Source organism: Roseovarius nubinhibens ISM (genome assembly GCF_000152625.1).
Taxonomy (GTDB): Bacteria; Pseudomonadota; Alphaproteobacteria; order Rhodobacterales; family Rhodobacteraceae; genus Roseovarius; species Roseovarius nubinhibens.
Window position 1 is genome coordinate 176959 of record NZ_CH724156.1, and the last position, 18018, is coordinate 194976.

Consider the following 18018-nt stretch of genomic DNA (forward strand, 5'->3'; position numbering starts at 1 on the left):
AAGGGGGGTTATTATTGCTTATTATTTGGTTGGGCAAAGGGGCTGGTCACCCCTTGAACCCGTGTTGCAAGTTGCGTTGCGCCTAAGCAAATACAACGACGCAACAGGTTGCAGAACCATGTCCTTATCCGAGAGAGGATACTCCTCTCGGATCCATCGTCCCAGCGCTTAGAACGCCTCCAAAAGGGCCTCAGCGGTCTCAGTGCCATGATCTGGCTCCCCCCAGTCTGGAAGGCCGTTCCTTTCTTCACGCTGTATTTCTCTGACCATGTCAAAGATTTCGAAGTGCTCATCCTTCTTAAGCACACCATGGGCGATCAACCTCTGGATTCTCCTTGAGACCGTCGACTTGTTGACACCCAACTCCTTCGCAATCTCGGCCATGGTTTTGAACCGAAGCGACTTAAGCGCTTTATAAACACTGTCAGATCTTGGATCCTCAGGGAGAGCCTCAGTGATAGACCAACCATCTTCAGCCAACGACCATTCCCTTGCCTGAAGACGCTCGTCCCCCTTCCCTCGAAACTTTCCAAACTCAGCCACAAACCGGGCCTCTCCAGTTTTGGGAACCGAAGGCTTCTTTAGGCCCAAGATCACTTCGAAGGTCGTTTCCAGTGCTGTCGAACCCCGCATGTCGTGGCCGGATTTGTTAGCATGATGAACCAACAAGGTAGCCACCCCGAGGCGTTTCAATTCAAGCAAGAAACCCTGGACTTGTTTGAAGGCGGCAGCAGCGTTCTCATCCTCTAGACCTTCCGACAGCGTCGTGAAATTGTCCAACACAACAAGCTGTACGTCCTCCTTCCTTACTCTGGAAATGATCTCCCTGTGGGTCTTATCATCAGTCAAATCATAGAACGGAGCACCGACGTCTTGATCCTGTCGAGCGATGAAGATCAGGTTTTCGAGGGCATCCTTCCGCTGATATCGGGCAAGAATACCCATCTCGGACCCAGACAATAGCTCAAGGCGATCTCGGATGTCCTGAGCATGCATTTCACCGTCGATGTAGAGAACCCGTCTGGGTTTTTCAGCTGACCAATCTACCAGCTTTCCACCTCCGGCAATGGCAAGGGAAATACTCAAGGACAGCATAGTCTTTCCCAGCCCTGAGGCAGCCCAGATGATGCAGGTTTCCTCTGTGCGAAGCCAAGGATCGAGTAGCATCTGTCTGGGTTTGAAGGGGCGGTTGAGAAGTTCTTGGGCTGTCGTCGAACGCAGCTTCGATAGAGTTTTTTTAGGCATTGAAGTACTCACCATTTCTAGAGATTTAGAAGACTAACGGCTCACGCCACCAGCCGAAGAGGGACGATCCCTCTCCTAGTGAGTACATTTGTTGAAACAGGAGGAGTTGGGCTTCCCGTGGCCTGACCACCTCAGCGCCCCAACTGGAAGCCATTTCTAACGTAGGGACAAATGGAGTATTGAGTGCTGCATGGTAGGTTTCTGACGTAATGGGCCCAAAGCCATCCTTCGAGAAAAAATCTGCGTTGCGACACCGCTTCATCAAGACGGACCTTGAAGGCAACTCCAGCATGGCTATGGATTGCCCCTATATCCCGCGAGGTAAACATGAGTGAAGTCTTCCGTTTCGTTGGTCGCGTCGTTCCTGACCATAAGCCTCTTACAATTGCCTACTCGCCCAAATTCAACCGCAAGCCGAGTGTAGAGCATGAACCTGAGTGTATCTTTGAGGTATCTATTTCAGAGGGCAAGTTTCAGGTCGCGATTGAGATTGAGCGCTACACTGATCAAAATGCTATGGCCTTGTTTCAAGCAGGATGGGATGCAGCGCAGCGCTTGGCCGATACAGCAGGTTTCATCGATGCAGTTCCATACAACACCATTGTCGATTCCATCGAGAAACCGGACGGCTCTATCCAACAACTTGCTCTAGGTGATATCCACTTAAGAAACCTTGGTTCTTTCACGCATAAAGACATAGAGACCATCGCTGACTTGCTGATTGGGGATCTGGCATTTGGTCAAGCGATGTCGGACCTTCTTTCAATGCTCATCAAAACCCACTACGCACCGATAAGTTACGGCAGAGTCACGGAAAGCATCGCGCGGCTGGTGGCTCCATCTGAAAAGCCAAGCGTCATGTGGTCCAAAACACGCAGCGAGCTTAGGGTCAGCGAGGAATATTTACGAAAACTGACAGAAGTCTCCACAGATCCACGGCATGGGAAAAGGACGCCGGTTAGTGCCGCGGCGAATCGTGAATTGAGTGAAATGTCATGGCGGCTAATGAACCGTTACGTACACTACCGAATTCGCGGTACCGACCTGCCGGAAGAAGACTACCCCGAGCTCGCCGTATGATTTGGCACTTGCGATACAACAGCTTATGGCAAGTCACCGACGGCCCTGAGCTGAGCTTGGCCTCCTAGCGCTTCTGCTGCAGTCGCAGCCCAGTTTGTAGCCATTCGCAACAGTTGTGTGGCGCAGTCTAGTACTCGTCGTCAAAATCCATATCCGTCCCTTGATCCGCTTCCTCTTCATCAAACTCTAGCAAATCAATATCAAAGTCATCGAGGAAATCCTGTCGAAGAATTCTCGCTCTTGTGTTTTCAGCTCTGCGAAGCCGGAGTTCTGAACCTATTGAGGCGAAGCCACGCTCCGGATCAAAGAACTTTATGTTTCGGTTTAAAAGTGCCGAAAAGAACGGTTCATGCTCAATGAAGGAGCGATCCGTGGATGGGTTTGTTCCATTACGAATACTCTCATACGCATACAACCACATTGGCCCTTTTAAGCCCTCGGCTGACAAGTGCTGCTGCCAAGTCCCATGATCTACCGTTCCCGAAATAGCGCCCCTGCTCGAGGCAAAGGTTAGCATCAAAGCAACCATTGAGTTCTCAAGTTGAAATAGGGGCGCAATCTGACTGGCAGACAACTCAATCTCTAGCCTAACCACCAAGAATAGGAGCCAAGTAATCTCGCCCGTCCTATTTTCCTGAGCGAGCTCTGGGAGCCGACGCTCAAGGAATCCAGCAAGTTTTGCCCTATCCACATCTTGGTGTTCGATTTCACGCAAGACGAGCACTTCTACGAGAAGTGAGACCAATGTGGAATTTCGTCGATACGCATTGATGAGGTGACTTTGCAAAGCTCCCCACTCTTCTGCGTGAACAAATGCGGATCTGGCATTCTGGAAAGCGAACTTTTCCACATTTAGCTCTGGATGTTCGTTACATACTCTTCCAACTTCGTAAAAGAAACGGAGGAATGAGTTTGTCGTTCTGTCGCTACGTGGGATGTGTGCTAATGCAGCTTGCTTCCAACCTGTCGAGGGCCGCCTCGATGTCAGCTCCACTGAGGATTTATCGTTGTTGAGCTCGAGTTCAAAGCTTGCGGCCGCTTGTCTGACCGCTGCAATCACGCCGTCGCCTGACATTCCACTCGCGACGGCAATTGTGTAGTCATCGATATATCGCGAAGCGTCTAGATCACCGATTTGGACAATCTTAGAAAGTTTCTCATCGAGTGCAGACGCTATGACTTCCGCAATGAGCCTGGACGTATCAGGGCCAACAGGTAACCCAATTGTTTGACCGTCTTGGGCGTTTCGGCAAAACATATCTAGGAGGTTCCCATAGTGCGTGATTTGACGGTTCTGTTTTGCCCATGATTTGCCATAGATAGCCCACGGTATCGAATGCGTGTATATTGAATGGAAGAATGCCCTAATATCCGCCGCAACGTATCTCTCGTGACGCGTAGCTAAGTTGACGCGAAAATCATCCCGAAGATCAATACTGGGTCTGAATACTGCGCGGCTACCAACCCAATCAAACACAAGCGGCGAGGCGCTAAATTTTGATTTTCTAGACGCTGATCTCAGTGCGACGAAGTTGTCTGCAAGTACCTTCGATATCGCAAGATAGGAGATCGGATTGATCACTGCATGTTTTCGGTCGTCCCGCCCATATCTTGGAAAGTAAAACCAAGCCGGCTCTGAAACGAACTGTTTAACCCCTGAGTATCGAGCGTTTTGCAATCGCGGAACACTCTCCACAGCACTCCACAGACTCTCTCTATAGCGGGCAAGGTCATCCGAAATGAAGCACGGGGGAAGTTCAGGAGCGAAAAATCCGTGTGATATAAGACGTTTAAATCTTAATGTCTTAGTCCTAGCAGTCATCGGCTTGACCCATTATCCAGAAATTCTCTAACAGAGTTAAGGGATTGGCCACTCCGTACAACCAAAATGTAGCTACGTTCACACTTCTTTTCACCTTTGCCGGCCATTTGGGCGCAGTATATGGTGTGTTGTATCATCGGCGTCCCTCAAAGACCTGATAACTAAATGGACATCTACTCCGAGTTTATCCAAGATGAATATCTGCTTCCACTTTGCATAGCATACTCTTCGGCAAACACAGAAAATGTCCGCTTGCCTCCCCTTCCGTCAAACCTTCGCAAAAGAGTCGAAACCCTAACAAGCGTGACAAGGACCCGGAAGCTTGGTGCAGTTAGCTTTGCTTCCCGTTGGGGTGTCTGGCCCTACTCACGCATGAGCAGCAGCGCCATGCAAACTTAGCTCCTACAACGGATAGCTCAACTTCATCAGAGCATCTCGCTTCAGCTCAAAGCTTGTGCCCCCTGAATATAGCCCATAGGTCATTGTTTGCTTTTCATGCCCAAGGATGTCGGCAGCAATGTTCTCTGGCACGCCAGCGTTCTCCAGAAGCGTTGCCACAGTCTTTCTGACGCTGTGAAAGACGTAGCTACCCCCAAAGCCCATCTTGGTCTTCAACCGTGAAAACCGCTTCCCGACTGCGTTTGACCTGTCTCCGTACTTGTTAAATGTTAACCCACTCAGGACGTAACCATCTGAGCTATCTCGTCTCAACCTCTGAAGCGTTGGGGCCAGTTGAGGGTGAATGGGAATGACCCGGTTTCCTGCTGAAGACTTTGCATCCGTGATCAGCAGCCGATCATTCTTAACCTCGCTCAATTTCAGCGAGCAGATTTCCTCGATCCTGCACCCCGTCCACATTCCAATGGTGATCAGATCATGGAGCTGTTGATCTGGTAGTGCTTTCGCAGCAGCTAGGAGCTTCACGACATCCTCTCGGCTGAAGTCCCCTCTCGCCTCTTCAACCCTGGCCTTGGTTCTGGACCTTTTTCTTTCGACAGCGTCAGCAAATGGGTCGTCTTCACCGGTGACATAGGCTTTCCGTTGCAGATACCTCCAGTAACCACGGCAGTGCGTTATGATGCGCCTGACGGTGGCGGGCTTTAGGTTTTCTCTGTGTTGGGTCTCGTAGGCCCAGCGCCTTACCTCGGCCTTCTTAACGAGATGTGAGTAGGGAAAAGCCTCAACAAACCGCAAAACATCGGACCGCTTCATGTCGATTGTTTTCGGTACATTGTCGAGCGTCGCAAGCCACTCATCAATCCAGTCCCCAAGGTTAACGGACTGACATTTGGTTAAGTGATAAAAAGTATCAGCTGCAATTGGGTTTTGCTCATAAAGCTCCTCCAGCTGATCGCTTAAGACTAGGTCAAGAGTTTCACGACCATCCTTATCAGCACGCTCAAAGGCGTCTCTCGCTCGCTTAGCCTCTAGCTCCAAGGGCAAACTAATCCCCCGACGAGCAGCGTCGATCTCAGCTTTCCATTGCGCCACGACGGTCAAAACCAACCGCTCGGCTTCTGTGAGGCTCTCCGTCCCAAGTGACGTCACAAAACGCCGTTTTCCAAGAGTATCTTGGACGTCTTTAGGGACGTCTAGCACCGCATACCAACGGCGTCTTCTTCTCTCCAGATAGCGAGGCATTCCCCACACGTTTTCCCCACACGTCTGTGCCGAATATTCCCTTAAAAACAATGATGTCAAGAGGTTGCGGCCCTTTGGCAGAGCATCCCACCTCCTCCGCCAGCGTCAATTTCCCCAGATGTCCGCCGGACCGCCCCCGCCCTACTTCCGGAACAGCCGGGCCAAGAGGCTGGGTGGTTTGGGGTCGTTTTGGGCGGCGAGGATCTTGTCGACATAGGCCTGATGTTTCCGCCGTCCTGCGTCGGGGTCCTCGGCGAGGTTGAGCCAGCGGGTGGTCGACACATCGAGGAGCCGCCAGCCGGTGGCTGCCATCAGGCGCAGCGCGGCGCCGGTGGCCGCGCCTCGGGCATGGATGCCGAAACTGTTGGTCCGGGCCAGCCCGTTGAGCGAAAACTCAAAGGTGAACCCCTCGCCGATCACCACGCCCCAAAGCGGGTCGGTCCAGTCGGTGTCAGGGAAGATGTCAGAGATCTGGCGGCGGATCTCGGCCTCGCTGCCCATCGGCGGCGGCGTCCAATGGTCGGCAAACTCTGCCACCCCCTCTGCATCCATGCGCAGCGGCGTGTCGGCGGAAAAAACGATCAGATCCCAGCTCATCTCGGGCCCTCCACCGTACAGAATAGCGCAGTGCCGCAATCAGGGCCAATTGTTACTGATTTACCGCAGTTTCGCCGCAATTTTTCCGCAGCACAGGAAGAGATTGCGTCTGTGCACCAATGCAGAGAGTAAGGGGGCACATAAAAATCATGTGCGATTTCATCCTTGTGTGTGCCAATTCAACTCTTGGGGACACCATGCACTTCCACCACAAAAGCTTTCTCGCCGCCGCGCTGACGCTCGGCCTTGCCACGCCCGCCCTCGCCGCGCCCGCCTTTGAGGTCACCCATGACGGGGTGATCGATGGGTCGCAAAGTTTTGGCAGTTCATACTATATGGACGAGCTCGAACTGCGGATCACCAATCCGTCCAGTTTCCTCGCCCAGATTTCGGCTATGAACATCCAATCGACCAACAATATCGCTCTCTTTCTTTATAATGAAGGTGAGTTCACTCCCGCAGATTACTGGCAGAACAATCTCGCGGTCACCTCCGGCTATCTGCCAGGCCTGTCCGGGGCAGGTGCCTATCCTGAGGGCAATTACATCCTCGCCGTGGTCGGGAATTTGCCGGGAAATACCGGCACCTACACCCTGGGCCTCATCGGCGCTATCCTCGGCTGGGGACCGACGCAGCAGCAGCTTCTTGAAGAGATGCAAAGCGCCGGGATCACCTTGGGCCGTCTCGCGCTGCGGCAATCGGCGGGCAACACCTCGCAGGGTGCGCGCGGCTCTTTCGTGGCCCGCGATCTGCAATCGCCGCTCAGCTTTGGCGATTTCGAGGATGGCGAAGCGCCGGTGATCTCGACCAAGAACGGTCAGCTGATGGGCAATGTCTATGCCTGGGTCAATTTCAACGGGTTCATTGCCCGTGGCTCGGCCAATGATTACAGCGGCAGCGGTGTGCAGCTCGGCGCCGATATCTCGGTCAGCCCAAACATGGTGCTCGGCCTGTCGCTCGGTCATGACGATCTCAACGCCAACACCGCCACCACCTCGACCAGCGGCGATTTCACCTATGTGCAGCCCTATCTCGGCTATCGCTCGGGCGCGTGGTCGGGCGAGCTGGCGCTGCTCTACGGGCAGGCCGATTACAAACAGACGAGCGCCGGTGGCGTCGGCCGCGCCGACAGCGATGTCTGGGCTCTCAGCATCGCCGCCCAGCGCGACATCGCGCTGAGCGACATGCTCACCTTCACGCCGATGGCCTCGGCGCGCTATGGCGAGGAAAAGATCACCGGCAAATCCGGCACGCTGGCCGGGACCGGCTCGACCACGGTGGATTATAGCGAGCTGTCGCTCGGCGCGCGCTGGACGCGCTCGGTGCGCGACACGCTGGTCTATACCGGTCTGCATCTCGACTATGTGACCACCGACGCGCCCGCGGCGCTGGCGGGCGGCGGCTATGATCCCGACGGGCTGAGCGGCCGGGTCGAGCTTGGCGGCGCCTTCCCGATCACCGCCAATGGCGATCTGATGATCGGCGCGGAAATGGGCGGCATCGGCAGCGAGCTGACCAATTACAGCGGCCAGATGCGCTTTGTCTTCAGTTTCTGAAGAGGCGATGAACGGATAGGAATTGGGCGGCCTTCGGGCCGCCCTTTTTCATGTGGGGCATAGCGCATTCAGAGCGCATCACAGGACCGCGCGCGGAGCCAGGGCGAAGCCCGCCGCGCATCGCCGGGCCGCCCCCCGGCACGGCGATTTGGCCAGCCACAGGCTGATACGGCGGAGCGACGCGGCACTTGGCCGGGATAAAGCGTCAGGGCGCGGACCAAGGCACGCCGCACCGCGGCCCTGCGCTGCGCGTCTCAGCGCCTCAGAGCACCAACCGCACGAAGATCAACGCCAGCCCGCCGAAAAACAGCCCCGCCCGCAGCGCCCAGCTCCGTTTCGAGATGATCGCATGCGACATGAGACCCAGCCCCAGCCCGATCTGCAGCGCCGCCAGCACCGCCGCCAGCGGCGTCTCGGCCAGCGCGATGAGCGACGGGTTGGCAATCATCGCCAGCGGAATGACATAGAGCCCGAACCCAAGGCTCATCGCCGTCAGCGCCACCTTGAGCCAGCTCTCGCCAATCATCCCCGCCGCGATGAACACCGCGCCGCAGACCGGCGGCGTGATCGTCGACAAGAGCGCGAACCAGAACACGAAGAGATGCGCCTGCAACGGTGCCAGCCCCAGCTGCGCCAGCGCCGGACCCGCCACCGAGATACAGATCACATAGGCCGCCGTCGTCGGCACCTCCATCCCGAGGATGAGACAGGCCAGGGCGGTGAGCAAGAGCGCGGGCCAGAGCATGCCCCCCGATCCCGACAGGATCAGCGAGGTGATCTTGACCCCCAGCCCGGTGACCGACAGCACGCCGATGATGATCGAGGCACAGATGATGATCGCCGCGATCATCGACACCTGCCGCGCGGCGGTCAAAAGCGCGGTCTCGAAGCGGCGCACCGTATCGCGCCACGGGTTGAGGCCCCGCCCGTTAAAGATCAGCAGCACAAAGCCCGTGAGAATGGCGAGGCTCGCGGCATATTGCGGCGTCACCCCGACCCAGAACATGCCCAGAAGCAGCACGGCAAAGGGCACCGCGAAAAACGCCGAGGTCACCACCACATCGCGCAGCGCCGGCCGGTCTTCGGCCGCCACGCCGCGCAGGTCCATGCGGCCCGCATAGGCGTTGACCCCGACCCAGACCGCGAGGAAATAGAGGATGGCGGGCAACAGCGCCGCCGCCATGATCGAGGTATAGGGCACGCCCGTCAGCTCCACCATGACAAAGGCCCCGGCCCCCATCAGCGGCGGCATGATCTGGCCGCCCGACGAGGCCACCGCCTCGACCGCCGCCGCCAGCCGCTTGGGATAGCCGAGCCGCGTCATCGCCGGCAGGGTGATCGCCCCGGTCGAGGCCACATTGGCCGAGGCCGAGCCCGAGATCGAACCAAAGAAGGCCGAGGACAGGACCGACACCTTTGCCGCCCCGCCCTTGAGCCGCCCGGCGGCGGCCGAGGCGAGGTTCATGAACCCCTGCCCCGCCTCGCCCGCGTTGAGCACCGCGCCAAAGATCACGAAAATCGCCACCACATTGACCGAGACGCCGGTGAGACTGCCCCAAAGCCCGCCCTCGGCAATGGTCAACGTGCCCAGAAAACTTGCCAGCGGCGTGCCGGAATGTCCGAACTCGCCGGGGATATGCTGACCGAATAGGCCGTAGAGCAGCGCCAGCAACGCCACCAGCGGCAAGGGCCAGCCGATCGCCCGCCGCGCCGCCTCGAGCACCACGCCAAGAAGGACAAAGCCCACCACGGTCTGAAACGGTGTCTCGAGAAACCCGTATTGATCGATGAGCGCTTCATGCGACAGCGCCACCCAGAGCGACGCCGCCACACCAAGCCCCATCAGCGCCACGCCCGACCAGCGCATCCAGCCGCTCTGCCCCGGCACGATGAGAATGAACGGCAGCGCCAGCGCCAGATGCAGCGGACGGCTCACCAGATTGGGCACCAGCCCGGAAAAGATCAGGCCAAGATGGAAAACGACCAGCCCGAGGGCCAGCAAAACGGGAACCAGGCGCATGACGGGGCTCATCTCATTCTCTGGGAATTGTGTCTGGGAATCGTGTCTGGGAAGCGTGTTTGGGGACGTCTTTAGCGGTCAGCGCCTCGGGAAAGAAACGACCCCGGCGTGACGGGCACGCCGGGGCCTTTGTCCAAGGCTGGCACAGTTTACATCTGCGCGTCGCTAAGCGTGAAACCCGCTTCCTTGTAGTAGCGGATCGCCCCGGGGTGGATCTGGCCGGTGATGGTCTCCATCAACGCCTGATCAACGGCAAGCCACCAAGGCGCTGCCTCGCCCATCGCCTCGCGCTGCTCCCAGAAGGTCTTGGTGAGCTCATAGGCCACGTCGTCGCTCATCTTGGTGGTGGCAAACGCCACCACGGGCAGCGAAGTGGTCACGATATCGGCATCCTGACCGGCATAGGTGCCCGCCGGGATGACCAGACGGGTGCGCTTGGTCTCGGCGATCTGTTCGTCGGTGAGCGACAGGATGTCGACCTCGGTGCTTGCCGCCGCCTCGATCACGTTCGGCGCGGGATAGGACCCCGCCGTCACGAACCCGTCGATCTGGCCGTTCTTGAGCGCCGCGACCGCGTTCGACAGCTCCACCTCGGCCAGCTCGACCTTGCCTTCAAGCCCGAACATCTCGAGATATTTCTGGCCTTCACGCGCCCCGAAAGAGCCTTTGCCCAGCAGGATCGTCTTGCCTTCGAGATCGGCAAAGCTTTCGACACCGGCGGATTTGGCGGTGACGAAATGCATGGTCAGCGACGGGATCGGAAAGAGCGCGCGGATCTCGTCAAAGGACGGGTCCGACTTGCCCTCGAACATCGCCTTGCCCTCTTGCGCCAGACGCACCAGCGCCGGCGGCGTGGTAAAGACGTAATCGGCACCGCGCGCGCGGACCTCCATCACGTTCTGCACCGAGCCTTGGCTCTCTTCGACCGTGACGATGACATTGCCCTCGGTCCCGGCCTTCATCGCCTCGGCGATCTGCACGCCCATTTGGTAGTAGGACGAGCTCGATTTCGCGGACTTGTAGGTCACGCGTTCTTGCGCCTCGGCTTGCCCGCCTGCGAGACCGGCAGTCACGGCCAGCGCCGCCGCCGCGATGGTTGCGGTAAATTTCATGACATCCTCCCTGGATCATCAACCAACTTAGATCGGGGCTGTCTTACAATGGATCTGCGCCGGGTGCCACTGGGCCGTGGCTTTTGGCCCATAGGTTTTTTCGCGGCTCAGCCGGGAATGACCACCGGCCGCCCGGCATGGCGCACCACATCAAAGCGCAAGCCGAACACCTCCCAGAGCCGATCAGGCGTCAGCACCGCGTCACAGGGTCCCGCCGCATGGACCCGGCCATCGCGCAGCGCCACCACGTGATCGGCCCAGCGCGCGGCGGCGTTGATGTCATGCACCACCAGCACCACGCTGCGCCCGGTCTGGCCCGCGCGCCCGGGCCGCGACAGCGCATGCAGCCGCGCCATGAGATCATGCGCATGGCGCGGATCGAGCGCATTGAGCGGCTCATCGAGCAAGAGCCACGGCGCCGATTGCGCCCAGACCATCGCCACCAGCGCCCGCTGCCGCTGCCCGCCCGACAACGTATCGAGCGCCCGCCCCGCGAGATCGTCGAGCTCGAACGCCGCCAGCGCCTCGGCCACGATGGCGCGATCCTCCGCCCCCTCGCGTCCGCCATGATGCGGCCAACGGCCAAAGCCCACGAGATCGGCCACGCTCAGCCGCGCCACGATGCTCGGCGATTGCTGCAAGAGCGCCACGCGCCGCGCCCGCGCCCGGTCCTCCATCGCGAACGGGTCCTCGCCATCGATGCCGACCGCGCCCGCGCCGGGCCGGTTGAGCCCCGCCATGCAATGCAGAAGCGTCGATTTCCCGGCCCCGTTCGCGCCGATGAGCGCGGTGATCCCGCCGCGCGGCAGGATGGCACTCACATCCCTCAGGATCGGCGTGCCGCCCGCCGCATAGCTCAGATTTGTCAGCTCGATCACATCCGCCTCCGTCGCAACACAAGGCCGAGAAACACCAGCCCGCCAAAGAACTCGACCACCACCTCGAGCGCCGATTGCTGCCCCAAGAGCCGCTCGAAGAGGAACTGCCCCGCCACGAGGATCAGCGCCCCGGTCATCGCCGCCGCCGGCAAGAGAAGCGCATGGCGATGGCTCGGCACGAGATAGCGCGCGAGGCTCGCCGCCAGCAGCCCGAGAAACATCAACGGCCCGACAAGCGCCGTGGCCACCGCCACCAGCACCACCACCAGCCCCAGCGCCCGCCGCACCAGCCCGTCATGGTCAAGCCCCAGCCCCCGCGCCACTGGCCGGCCAAGCCCCGCCACATCGAGCGCCGGCACCATCCGCCACGCCAGCCCCAGCGCCAGGATGAGCGCCCCGGCCGCCACCGCCAATTCGCCCCGGTCCACCCGGCCGAAACTCGCCACCACCGCCTGCTGGACGACGCCGAACTCTGACGGATCGATGAGCCGCCCCATCAGATCCGAGAGCCCGCGCAGCAAGAGGCCAAGCACCACCCCGGTGAGCACCACCCGCGTCACATCGCTGACCCCGCCGCGCAGGAAGAGATGAAACACCGCCAAGACCACGATCAGCAGCACCGAGACATTGAGCGCAAAGCCCCAGCCCGGCCCGATCCCGGCATAGCCCGCCGCGCCAAAGACAAAGACCAGCGTCATCTGCAGGAAGATATAGAGCGCATCGAGCCCCATCAGGTTCGGCGTCAAAAGCTGATTGCCGATCACCGTCTGAAAGATCAGCGTCGCCGCCCCGGCCGCAGCGCCCACCACCAACAGCGCCACGAGCTTGCTGGCGCGCAACCCAAGGATGATCCCCACCGGCCCGTTGAGCTGCCACAGCAGAAACCCCGCCGACACCAGCGCCAGCACCAGCCCGAGCCAGATGAGACGCCGCTCAGCCATGCACCCGCCCCCGGCTACGACCCAAGAGCCACAGGAACACCGCCGCCCCGGCCACCGCGAAAATCGTCCCCGCCGGCACCTCATAGGGCGCGCGGATCACCCGGCCCAGAATATCCGCCGCCAGCACCGCCGCGCCGCCAAGCCCCGCCACCAAGGGCAGGTTGCGGCGCAGATTGTCGCCGCGCCAGTGCGACACGATATTGGCCGCCACCAGCCCGACAAACGGCAGGCTGCCCACCGTGACCACCACCACCGCCATGATCAGCGCCACCGCCATCAACCCGAGCATCCGGGTTTGCCGATAATCGAGGCCAAGGCTGCGCGCCTGCGTCTCGCCCAGACCCAAGAGCGTGATCCGATCCGCCAGCGCATAAAGCCCCAGCGCCAGCGCCGCGATCAGCCACAAAAGCTCATAACGCCCCTGCACCACGCCGGAAAACTCCGCCAGCCGCCAGGCCCCGATATATTGCACAAGGTCGGTCTGCCACGCGATATAGACCCCGGCGGCCCAGAGGATACCGCCATAGATCAGCCCCACGATCGGCAAGAGCATCGGGTCCTGTCGCGGCACCGCGCGGGCGAGCATCAAAAAGGCCGCCATGCCGACCATGGCCGCCCCCGCGCCGCTCAGCATCTTGAGCCAGAGCGCCGCGCCGGGGGCCAGAAGCGTCACCGCCAACAGGCCCAACATGGCCGATTCCGGTGTCCCGATGAGCGACGGCTCGACAAGCCGGTTCTGCACCGATTTCTGCACCACCACCCCGGCCAGCGCGAGGCCGATCCCGGTGAGGATCGCCGCCGCCGTGCGGGGAAAGCGGCTCACCAAGATGAGCCAGCCGGCATCCATCTCGCCCGAAAAGAGCGGCGCCGCCCCGATCACGAGGCTGAGCGCCGCCAGCCCCGCCAGCGTGGCCCAGATCAGCACCGCATCGCGCATGGCCTAGCCCTTGGCCCCGAACCCGGCGATGATCTGATCGAGAATGATTGTGAGCGATTGCACCCCGCCGCCGCCGATATAGAGCGCCCCGGCGTCGAGATAGAGGATCTGATCCTGTTTCGCTGCCGTGGTCCGCGCCACCAGAGGATTGTCGAGCGTCGCCCGCGCCGCCTCGCCGCCCGCGTCAATCGCCGCGCCGCGATCCACCACGAGAATCCAGTCGGGGTCGATCTGGGCGATGAACTCAAAGGACACCGCCTCGCCATGGGTCTCGGCCTTGACCTCCGGATAGGCCTCGGGCAGGCCGAGCTCTTCATGCAGCCAGCCAAAGCGGCTATTGCGCCCATAGGCGGAAATCTTGCCGCCATTGGTCAAGAGGATCAGCCCCCGGCCCTTACCCGCGACGGCCGCCTTGGCCTCGGCGATCCGCGCGTCGAGATCCTGCGCCAGCGCCTCGGCCTCGGCCTCGCGATCAAAGAGCGCCCCATAGGCCGCCAGCCGCGCCTTGGCCTGCGCCGTCACATCCATGCCCCAGATGGTCATGTCGATGGTCGGCGCAAACGCGCTCAGCGCCTCGCGCTGCGGCGACGACCGGCCGCCCGCGATGATCAGTCCAGGTGCCATGCGCGCCAGCGCCTCGAAATCCGGCTCAAAGAGCGTGCCCACCGGTGCCGCCGCCTCGGCCACATCCGCCAGATAGGGCAGGAAGAGCTTCTCGGGCACCCCGTCCATCTCGACCCCCAGCGCCTCGAGCGTGTCAATCGCCGCCACGTCATAAACGACGAGCGGCGGCGTCGCACCGCTGACCTCCACCGGGCCGGTGGCCGTCTCGACTGTGACGGGATCGGCCTGCGCCGCCATCGGCAGGGCAACGGCCAGAGCGAGCGCCGGCGCAAGCGCCAGCACGGAGGACGGAATGAGACGCATGGGTCCACCTTTCGACATCAGGTTTCTCCCCTCTCGGCTTGCGTCTGGCTGGCGGCGGGGCTGTTGGCCTGTGCAATACGCCCTTGTCGTCCCGGACCGCAAGCCCTAAATCTTATCAAAACAATCAGGATAATAGCATGACCGAGACATTGACCTATCAGACCGGCACCTTCACCACCGACCATGCGAGCAAATATCTGCAACAGCTCTGCAAGCATTTCGCCCATAAGATCGAGGTCGAGTATGACCCTTCGAGCGCCCGCATGGCGCTGCCCACCGGCCCGGCGACGCTTGCCGCCGATGGCGACCGTCTGACCGCCCGCATCTCCGGCGCGGATGACGCAGCGCTCGACCGGGCGCGCCATATCATCGACGACCACCTGAAACGCTTTGCCCATCGCGAAAACTTCGAGGCGATGGACTGGCAAGCGGCCTGAAACCCGCACTGTCGGGATACTGCCGCAATACCGACGTCTTGCCGACAGTCAAAAAGGGCGCCTCTCGGGGCGCCCTTTTCCATGGTCAAACGCCGGGCGTCATACCCCGCCGGGACCGACCGTTTGGATCAGCTGGATCAGATTGCCACAGCTATCGTCGAACACCGCCATCCGCACCGGTCCGGCATCCATCGGCTCTTGGACAAAGACGACACCGCGCTCTTTCAATGCCTGACACTCCGCATCGAGATCCTCGACCTGAAAGGAATGCGCAGGAATCCCATCCGCAACCAGCGCTTGGGTATAGGGCTTCACCGCCGGGTGATCACTCGGCTCCAGAAGAAGCTCCGGCCCGTCAGGCTGGTCCTTGGACACCAGCGTGAGCCAGCGATGCCCGCCCAAGGGCACATCGTGCTTCACCTCAAATCCCAGCTTGCCACAATAGAACGCTTGGGCTTTTGCCTGATCCTCCACGAAGATGCTGGTGATATAGATCTTCATGGCCCTATCCTCCCCGCCGCATTGCCCATTGGCCCGGTCAGCCGTGGCCATTGCGTCAAATAGATCGACGCCGTGAGACATCAAAAGCCGCGCTGCTGTAATGGAATGCGGAGATAGGCCCCGTGGCAAGGGGCCTGAAACCTGCACTGTCGTCATACCGCCGCAATACCGACGTCCTACCGACAGTCAAAAAGGGCGCCCCGAGAGGCGCCCTTTCCCATGGTCAGAACTTGATCTTCGCGGTCAGCGCGAGGGTCCGCCCCGGCTCGTTGATGGGCACCACATTGGCAAGCCCCACCCCGTCCGAGCTGCGCGACGCATAGGTCTTGTCGAAGAGGTTATAGACGTCGAGCCGCAGCTCGAGATTGTCCATCTGACGCGGCGTATAGGTGCCGTAGACATTCACCACCTCATAGCTCGGCAGGGTCGTCGGCGTGTCGTCATTCTCGAGCGCGATCTGCGCCGTGCCGCCGACGCGCCACTGGTCGCTGATGTCATATCCGGCCTCGAGACCAAAGATATGACCCACCGGACGGCCCAGGTAATAGGCGGTCGAGGCGATGGTCGAGCCGCTGCTTTCGACATCGGCATAGGTGTAGTTGACCTTCACGAACCCTTGGCTGCCGCTATAGGCGACCGAGCCGTCAAAGCCCTGCGAGGTGACATCGGCAATCGCGCCACGATCCCCGCCCGTGGGCAGTACCGCGTTGATATCCTTGACTTCCGTGTAGAAGAGCGCGCCGCTCACCTCCCACGGGCCAGAGGCATAGCGCAGACCCACGCGCGCCGCATTGGCCCGCGATGTCGTGGTGCCATTATAGGTCCAGGCCCCGCCGAAATTGACCAGCGCCGCCTCGCCCAGCTCATAGCCGCCCCAGCTCGACGCGACACCGGCGTTGAAGGTCAGCGTGTCGGTGAGGATCACATCCACCGCCGCGTTGACGCTCGCCCCGGTGTCGGTGAATTTCGACCCGTCCGCGCCTTTGAACTCTTGCGTATCGACCCGCGCCCCATAGGAGACCGAGACCCGGTCGCTCAGATCCTGACGGGCCTGCGCGAAGATGCCAAAGCTGGTCAGCTCTTCCTTGCCGCTGCTGCCATAGAGACCGGTGCCCCGGCCCAGACCGCGGGCGGTTTCGTGGAAAAAGTCGAGCCCCGCCGTCAGCGTGCCATTGCCAATGTCGAACTCGTTCTTGGCTGTGCCGCTCAGGCTCTCGTTGATGCCCCAGACACCAGAGGCGTCGATTTCTTGTTCGTTATAAGCGAGTTGCAAGGTGGGGTTCAACCAGCCCTCGGGCGTCTCATCGGTATAGGTGAGCGTGTAGGACCGCCGCCGCGACAGCGCGTCGACCATGGTCGAGGTGCGGCCCACGACCGAATCGAAATCGGGCCGGATGAAGAGAATACCGCCCGGACCCGCCTGCGCCGAACGCGCACCGGTGTCTTCGGTCTGCGAGGCCGAAAACGCCAGCCGCCCGCCGCCCTCGGCGGAATAGGCGAGCTTGACCATGTAATCGGTCAGATCGGCCTCGGTGCCCGGCACGGTATGGCCCGAGCCATCTTCGTAATCGTCGCCCTTCTGCCGGGTGCCGCTGAGCAGATATTCGAACCCGCCCTGACGGCCAAAGACCGTGGTGCTGGCCCGCACGCCGGTGCCATTGGTGCCGCCGGTAATGCTGCTCATGCCGCCGAAATTGTCGCCCTCTTCGAGCAGGTCGCGCGCGTCCTTGGTCTCATAGGCGATGCTGCCCGCCAGTGCGCCGGGGCCCGCATCCGCAGGCGCGATGCCCTCGCTCACCTCCACCCGCTTGAGCAGCTCGGGATCGAGCAGCACGTTGCCGGTATGGTGGAAGGCCGATTTGTTCTGCCGCGCGCCGTCGATGGTCACCGACAGCAGGCTTTCTTCGATGCCGTTCACGTAGATCTTCTGCGCGATGGGCGCGCCACCCCCGGCGGTGACCGAGGATTCGCCTGCGAACACATCCTTGGCGGTCTGCGGGTTGCGGTTGTCGAGATCCTCTTCTGTCACCACCTCATTGCCGAGAAGCGCCTGCGCCTCTTCGGTTTCAATGCGCAGCGTGCCGAGGAAATAACTGTCGCTCTCTTGAGCATAGAGCGTGCCGGCCCAGGTGCAGGCAGACAGGAGCAGAAGGCTCCGGGCGGTACGGGTCATGGTTTGTCCTTCCAAAGTCCGTGATATTGGCTGGAAGGCACGTCAGGGCGGCGATCTGGCTTTGGGATGATTGAGCAGAAATGCTAGGCCGCGCGTTACCTGAGTCTTTTACTCAGGGCAAGGGGGCCGCCCCATCTTCCCCGCAACCCGT

General features: G+C 60.5%; 15 protein-coding genes. 3 read left to right on the forward strand and 12 right to left on the reverse strand.

What is annotated here, in order from left to right:
• Nucleotides 1-168: 168 nt before the first annotated feature.
• On the reverse strand, nt 169-1260 hold the full coding sequence (locus tag ISM_RS00885) for an AAA family ATPase (protein ID WP_083780866.1): 1092 nt from the start codon (nt 1258-1260) through the stop codon (nt 169-171).
• A gap of 312 nt (nt 1261-1572) precedes the next feature.
• Here ISM_RS00885 and ISM_RS00890 point away from each other — a divergent pair, with 312 nt between their 5' ends.
• Nucleotides 1573-2325 carry a DUF8168 domain-containing protein gene (locus ISM_RS00890; RefSeq protein ID WP_009812205.1) on the forward strand — a complete coding sequence of 251 codons (753 nt, stop codon included), beginning with the start codon at nt 1573-1575 and terminating at the stop codon, nt 2323-2325.
• A gap of 127 nt (nt 2326-2452) precedes the next feature.
• On the opposite strand, the gene ISM_RS00895 is transcribed toward ISM_RS00890, so the two are convergent.
• The 3 genes from ISM_RS00895 to ISM_RS00905 all read right to left on the reverse strand — a co-directional run bounded on the left by ISM_RS00895 (nt 2453) and on the right by ISM_RS00905 (nt 6385).
• Entirely contained in the window at nt 2453-3907 is a 1455-nt protein-coding gene (locus tag ISM_RS00895) for an RNA-directed DNA polymerase (protein ID WP_198011637.1), read from the reverse strand.
• 642 nt (nt 3908-4549) lie between these two features.
• Entirely contained in the window at nt 4550-5788 is a 1239-nt protein-coding gene (locus ISM_RS17620) for a tyrosine-type recombinase/integrase (protein WP_009812207.1), read from the reverse strand.
• A gap of 141 nt (nt 5789-5929) precedes the next feature.
• Nucleotides 5930-6385 (reverse strand): hypothetical protein, encoded by a 456-nt coding sequence (locus tag ISM_RS00905; protein ID WP_009812208.1) that lies wholly within the window; start codon nt 6383-6385, stop codon nt 5930-5932.
• A 197-nt stretch (nt 6386-6582) separates the two neighbouring features.
• Here ISM_RS00905 and ISM_RS00910 point away from each other — a divergent pair, with 197 nt between their 5' ends.
• On the forward strand, nt 6583-7941 hold the full coding sequence (locus ISM_RS00910) for an autotransporter outer membrane beta-barrel domain-containing protein (protein ID WP_009812209.1): 1359 nt from the start codon (nt 6583-6585) through the stop codon (nt 7939-7941).
• Nucleotides 7942-8203: 262 nt separating this feature from the next.
• Here ISM_RS00910 and ISM_RS00915 read toward each other — a convergent pair whose 3' ends face one another.
• From ISM_RS00915 to ISM_RS00940, 6 genes are all read right to left on the reverse strand, one after another.
• A complete protein-coding gene (locus ISM_RS00915; protein ID WP_254655626.1) occupies nt 8204-9961 on the reverse strand; it encodes a TRAP transporter permease in 1758 nt (585 codons plus the stop codon).
• Between the two features lie 149 nt (nt 9962-10110).
• Nucleotides 10111-11073, reverse strand: coding sequence for a TAXI family TRAP transporter solute-binding subunit (locus ISM_RS00920; RefSeq protein WP_009812211.1), 963 nt, complete (start codon nt 11071-11073; stop codon nt 10111-10113).
• Between the two features lie 107 nt (nt 11074-11180).
• Nucleotides 11181-11951, reverse strand: a complete 771-nt coding sequence (locus tag ISM_RS00925) for an iron ABC transporter ATP-binding protein (RefSeq protein ID WP_009812212.1) — start codon at nt 11949-11951, stop codon at nt 11181-11183.
• The gene (locus ISM_RS00930; protein WP_009812213.1) at nt 11948-12892 is read right to left on the reverse strand and encodes an iron chelate uptake ABC transporter family permease subunit; all 945 of its coding nucleotides are present in this window, start codon (nt 12890-12892) and stop codon (nt 11948-11950) included. The genes ISM_RS00925 and ISM_RS00930 overlap by 4 nt, the downstream gene beginning before the upstream one ends.
• Nucleotides 12885-13829 carry an iron chelate uptake ABC transporter family permease subunit gene (locus ISM_RS00935; RefSeq protein ID WP_009812214.1) on the reverse strand — a complete coding sequence of 315 codons (945 nt, stop codon included), beginning with the start codon at nt 13827-13829 and terminating at the stop codon, nt 12885-12887. The genes ISM_RS00930 and ISM_RS00935 overlap by 8 nt, the downstream gene beginning before the upstream one ends.
• Nucleotides 13830-13832: 3 nt before the next feature.
• Nucleotides 13833-14756 (reverse strand): siderophore ABC transporter substrate-binding protein, encoded by a 924-nt coding sequence (locus ISM_RS00940; RefSeq protein WP_009812215.1) that lies wholly within the window; start codon nt 14754-14756, stop codon nt 13833-13835.
• 137 nt (nt 14757-14893) lie between these two features.
• Here ISM_RS00940 and ISM_RS00945 point away from each other — a divergent pair, with 137 nt between their 5' ends.
• Nucleotides 14894-15193, forward strand: coding sequence for a DUF2218 domain-containing protein (locus ISM_RS00945; RefSeq protein ID WP_009812216.1), 300 nt, complete (start codon nt 14894-14896; stop codon nt 15191-15193).
• Between the two features lie 99 nt (nt 15194-15292).
• On the opposite strand, the gene ISM_RS00950 is transcribed toward ISM_RS00945, so the two are convergent.
• Together ISM_RS00950 and ISM_RS00955 are read right to left on the reverse strand one after the other, a co-directional pair.
• The gene (locus ISM_RS00950; RefSeq protein WP_040617743.1) at nt 15293-15694 is read right to left on the reverse strand and encodes a VOC family protein; all 402 of its coding nucleotides are present in this window, start codon (nt 15692-15694) and stop codon (nt 15293-15295) included.
• Between the two features lie 223 nt (nt 15695-15917).
• The gene (locus ISM_RS00955; RefSeq protein ID WP_009812218.1) at nt 15918-17867 is read right to left on the reverse strand and encodes a TonB-dependent receptor domain-containing protein; all 1950 of its coding nucleotides are present in this window, start codon (nt 17865-17867) and stop codon (nt 15918-15920) included.
• Nucleotides 17868-18018: the final 151 nt, after the last annotated feature.

What these genes read in the sequence shown, in the direction of transcription:
- ISM_RS00885 (WP_083780866.1), bottom strand. Translation starts at nt 1,260, where the DNA reads ATGGTGAGTACTTCAATGCCTAAAAAAACTCTATCGAAGCTGCGTTCG.
- ISM_RS00890 (WP_009812205.1), top strand. Translation starts at nt 1,573, where the DNA reads ATGAGTGAAGTCTTCCGTTTCGTTGGTCGCGTCGTTCCTGACCATAAG.
- ISM_RS17620 (WP_009812207.1), bottom strand. Translation starts at nt 5,788, where the DNA reads ATGCCTCGCTATCTGGAGAGAAGAAGACGCCGTTGGTATGCGGTGCTA.
- ISM_RS00905 (WP_009812208.1), bottom strand. Translation starts at nt 6,385, where the DNA reads ATGAGCTGGGATCTGATCGTTTTTTCCGCCGACACGCCGCTGCGCATG.
- ISM_RS00910 (WP_009812209.1), top strand. Translation starts at nt 6,583, where the DNA reads ATGCACTTCCACCACAAAAGCTTTCTCGCCGCCGCGCTGACGCTCGGC.
- ISM_RS00915 (WP_254655626.1), bottom strand. Translation starts at nt 9,961, where the DNA reads ATGCGCCTGGTTCCCGTTTTGCTGGCCCTCGGGCTGGTCGTTTTCCAT.
- ISM_RS00920 (WP_009812211.1), bottom strand. Translation starts at nt 11,073, where the DNA reads ATGAAATTTACCGCAACCATCGCGGCGGCGGCGCTGGCCGTGACTGCC.
- ISM_RS00930 (WP_009812213.1), bottom strand. Translation starts at nt 12,892, where the DNA reads ATGGCTGAGCGGCGTCTCATCTGGCTCGGGCTGGTGCTGGCGCTGGTG.
- ISM_RS00935 (WP_009812214.1), bottom strand. Translation starts at nt 13,829, where the DNA reads ATGCGCGATGCGGTGCTGATCTGGGCCACGCTGGCGGGGCTGGCGGCG.
- ISM_RS00940 (WP_009812215.1), bottom strand. Translation starts at nt 14,756, where the DNA reads ATGCGTCTCATTCCGTCCTCCGTGCTGGCGCTTGCGCCGGCGCTCGCT.
- ISM_RS00945 (WP_009812216.1), top strand. Translation starts at nt 14,894, where the DNA reads ATGACCGAGACATTGACCTATCAGACCGGCACCTTCACCACCGACCAT.
- ISM_RS00950 (WP_040617743.1), bottom strand. Translation starts at nt 15,694, where the DNA reads ATGAAGATCTATATCACCAGCATCTTCGTGGAGGATCAGGCAAAAGCC.
- ISM_RS00955 (WP_009812218.1), bottom strand. Translation starts at nt 17,867, where the DNA reads ATGACCCGTACCGCCCGGAGCCTTCTGCTCCTGTCTGCCTGCACCTGG.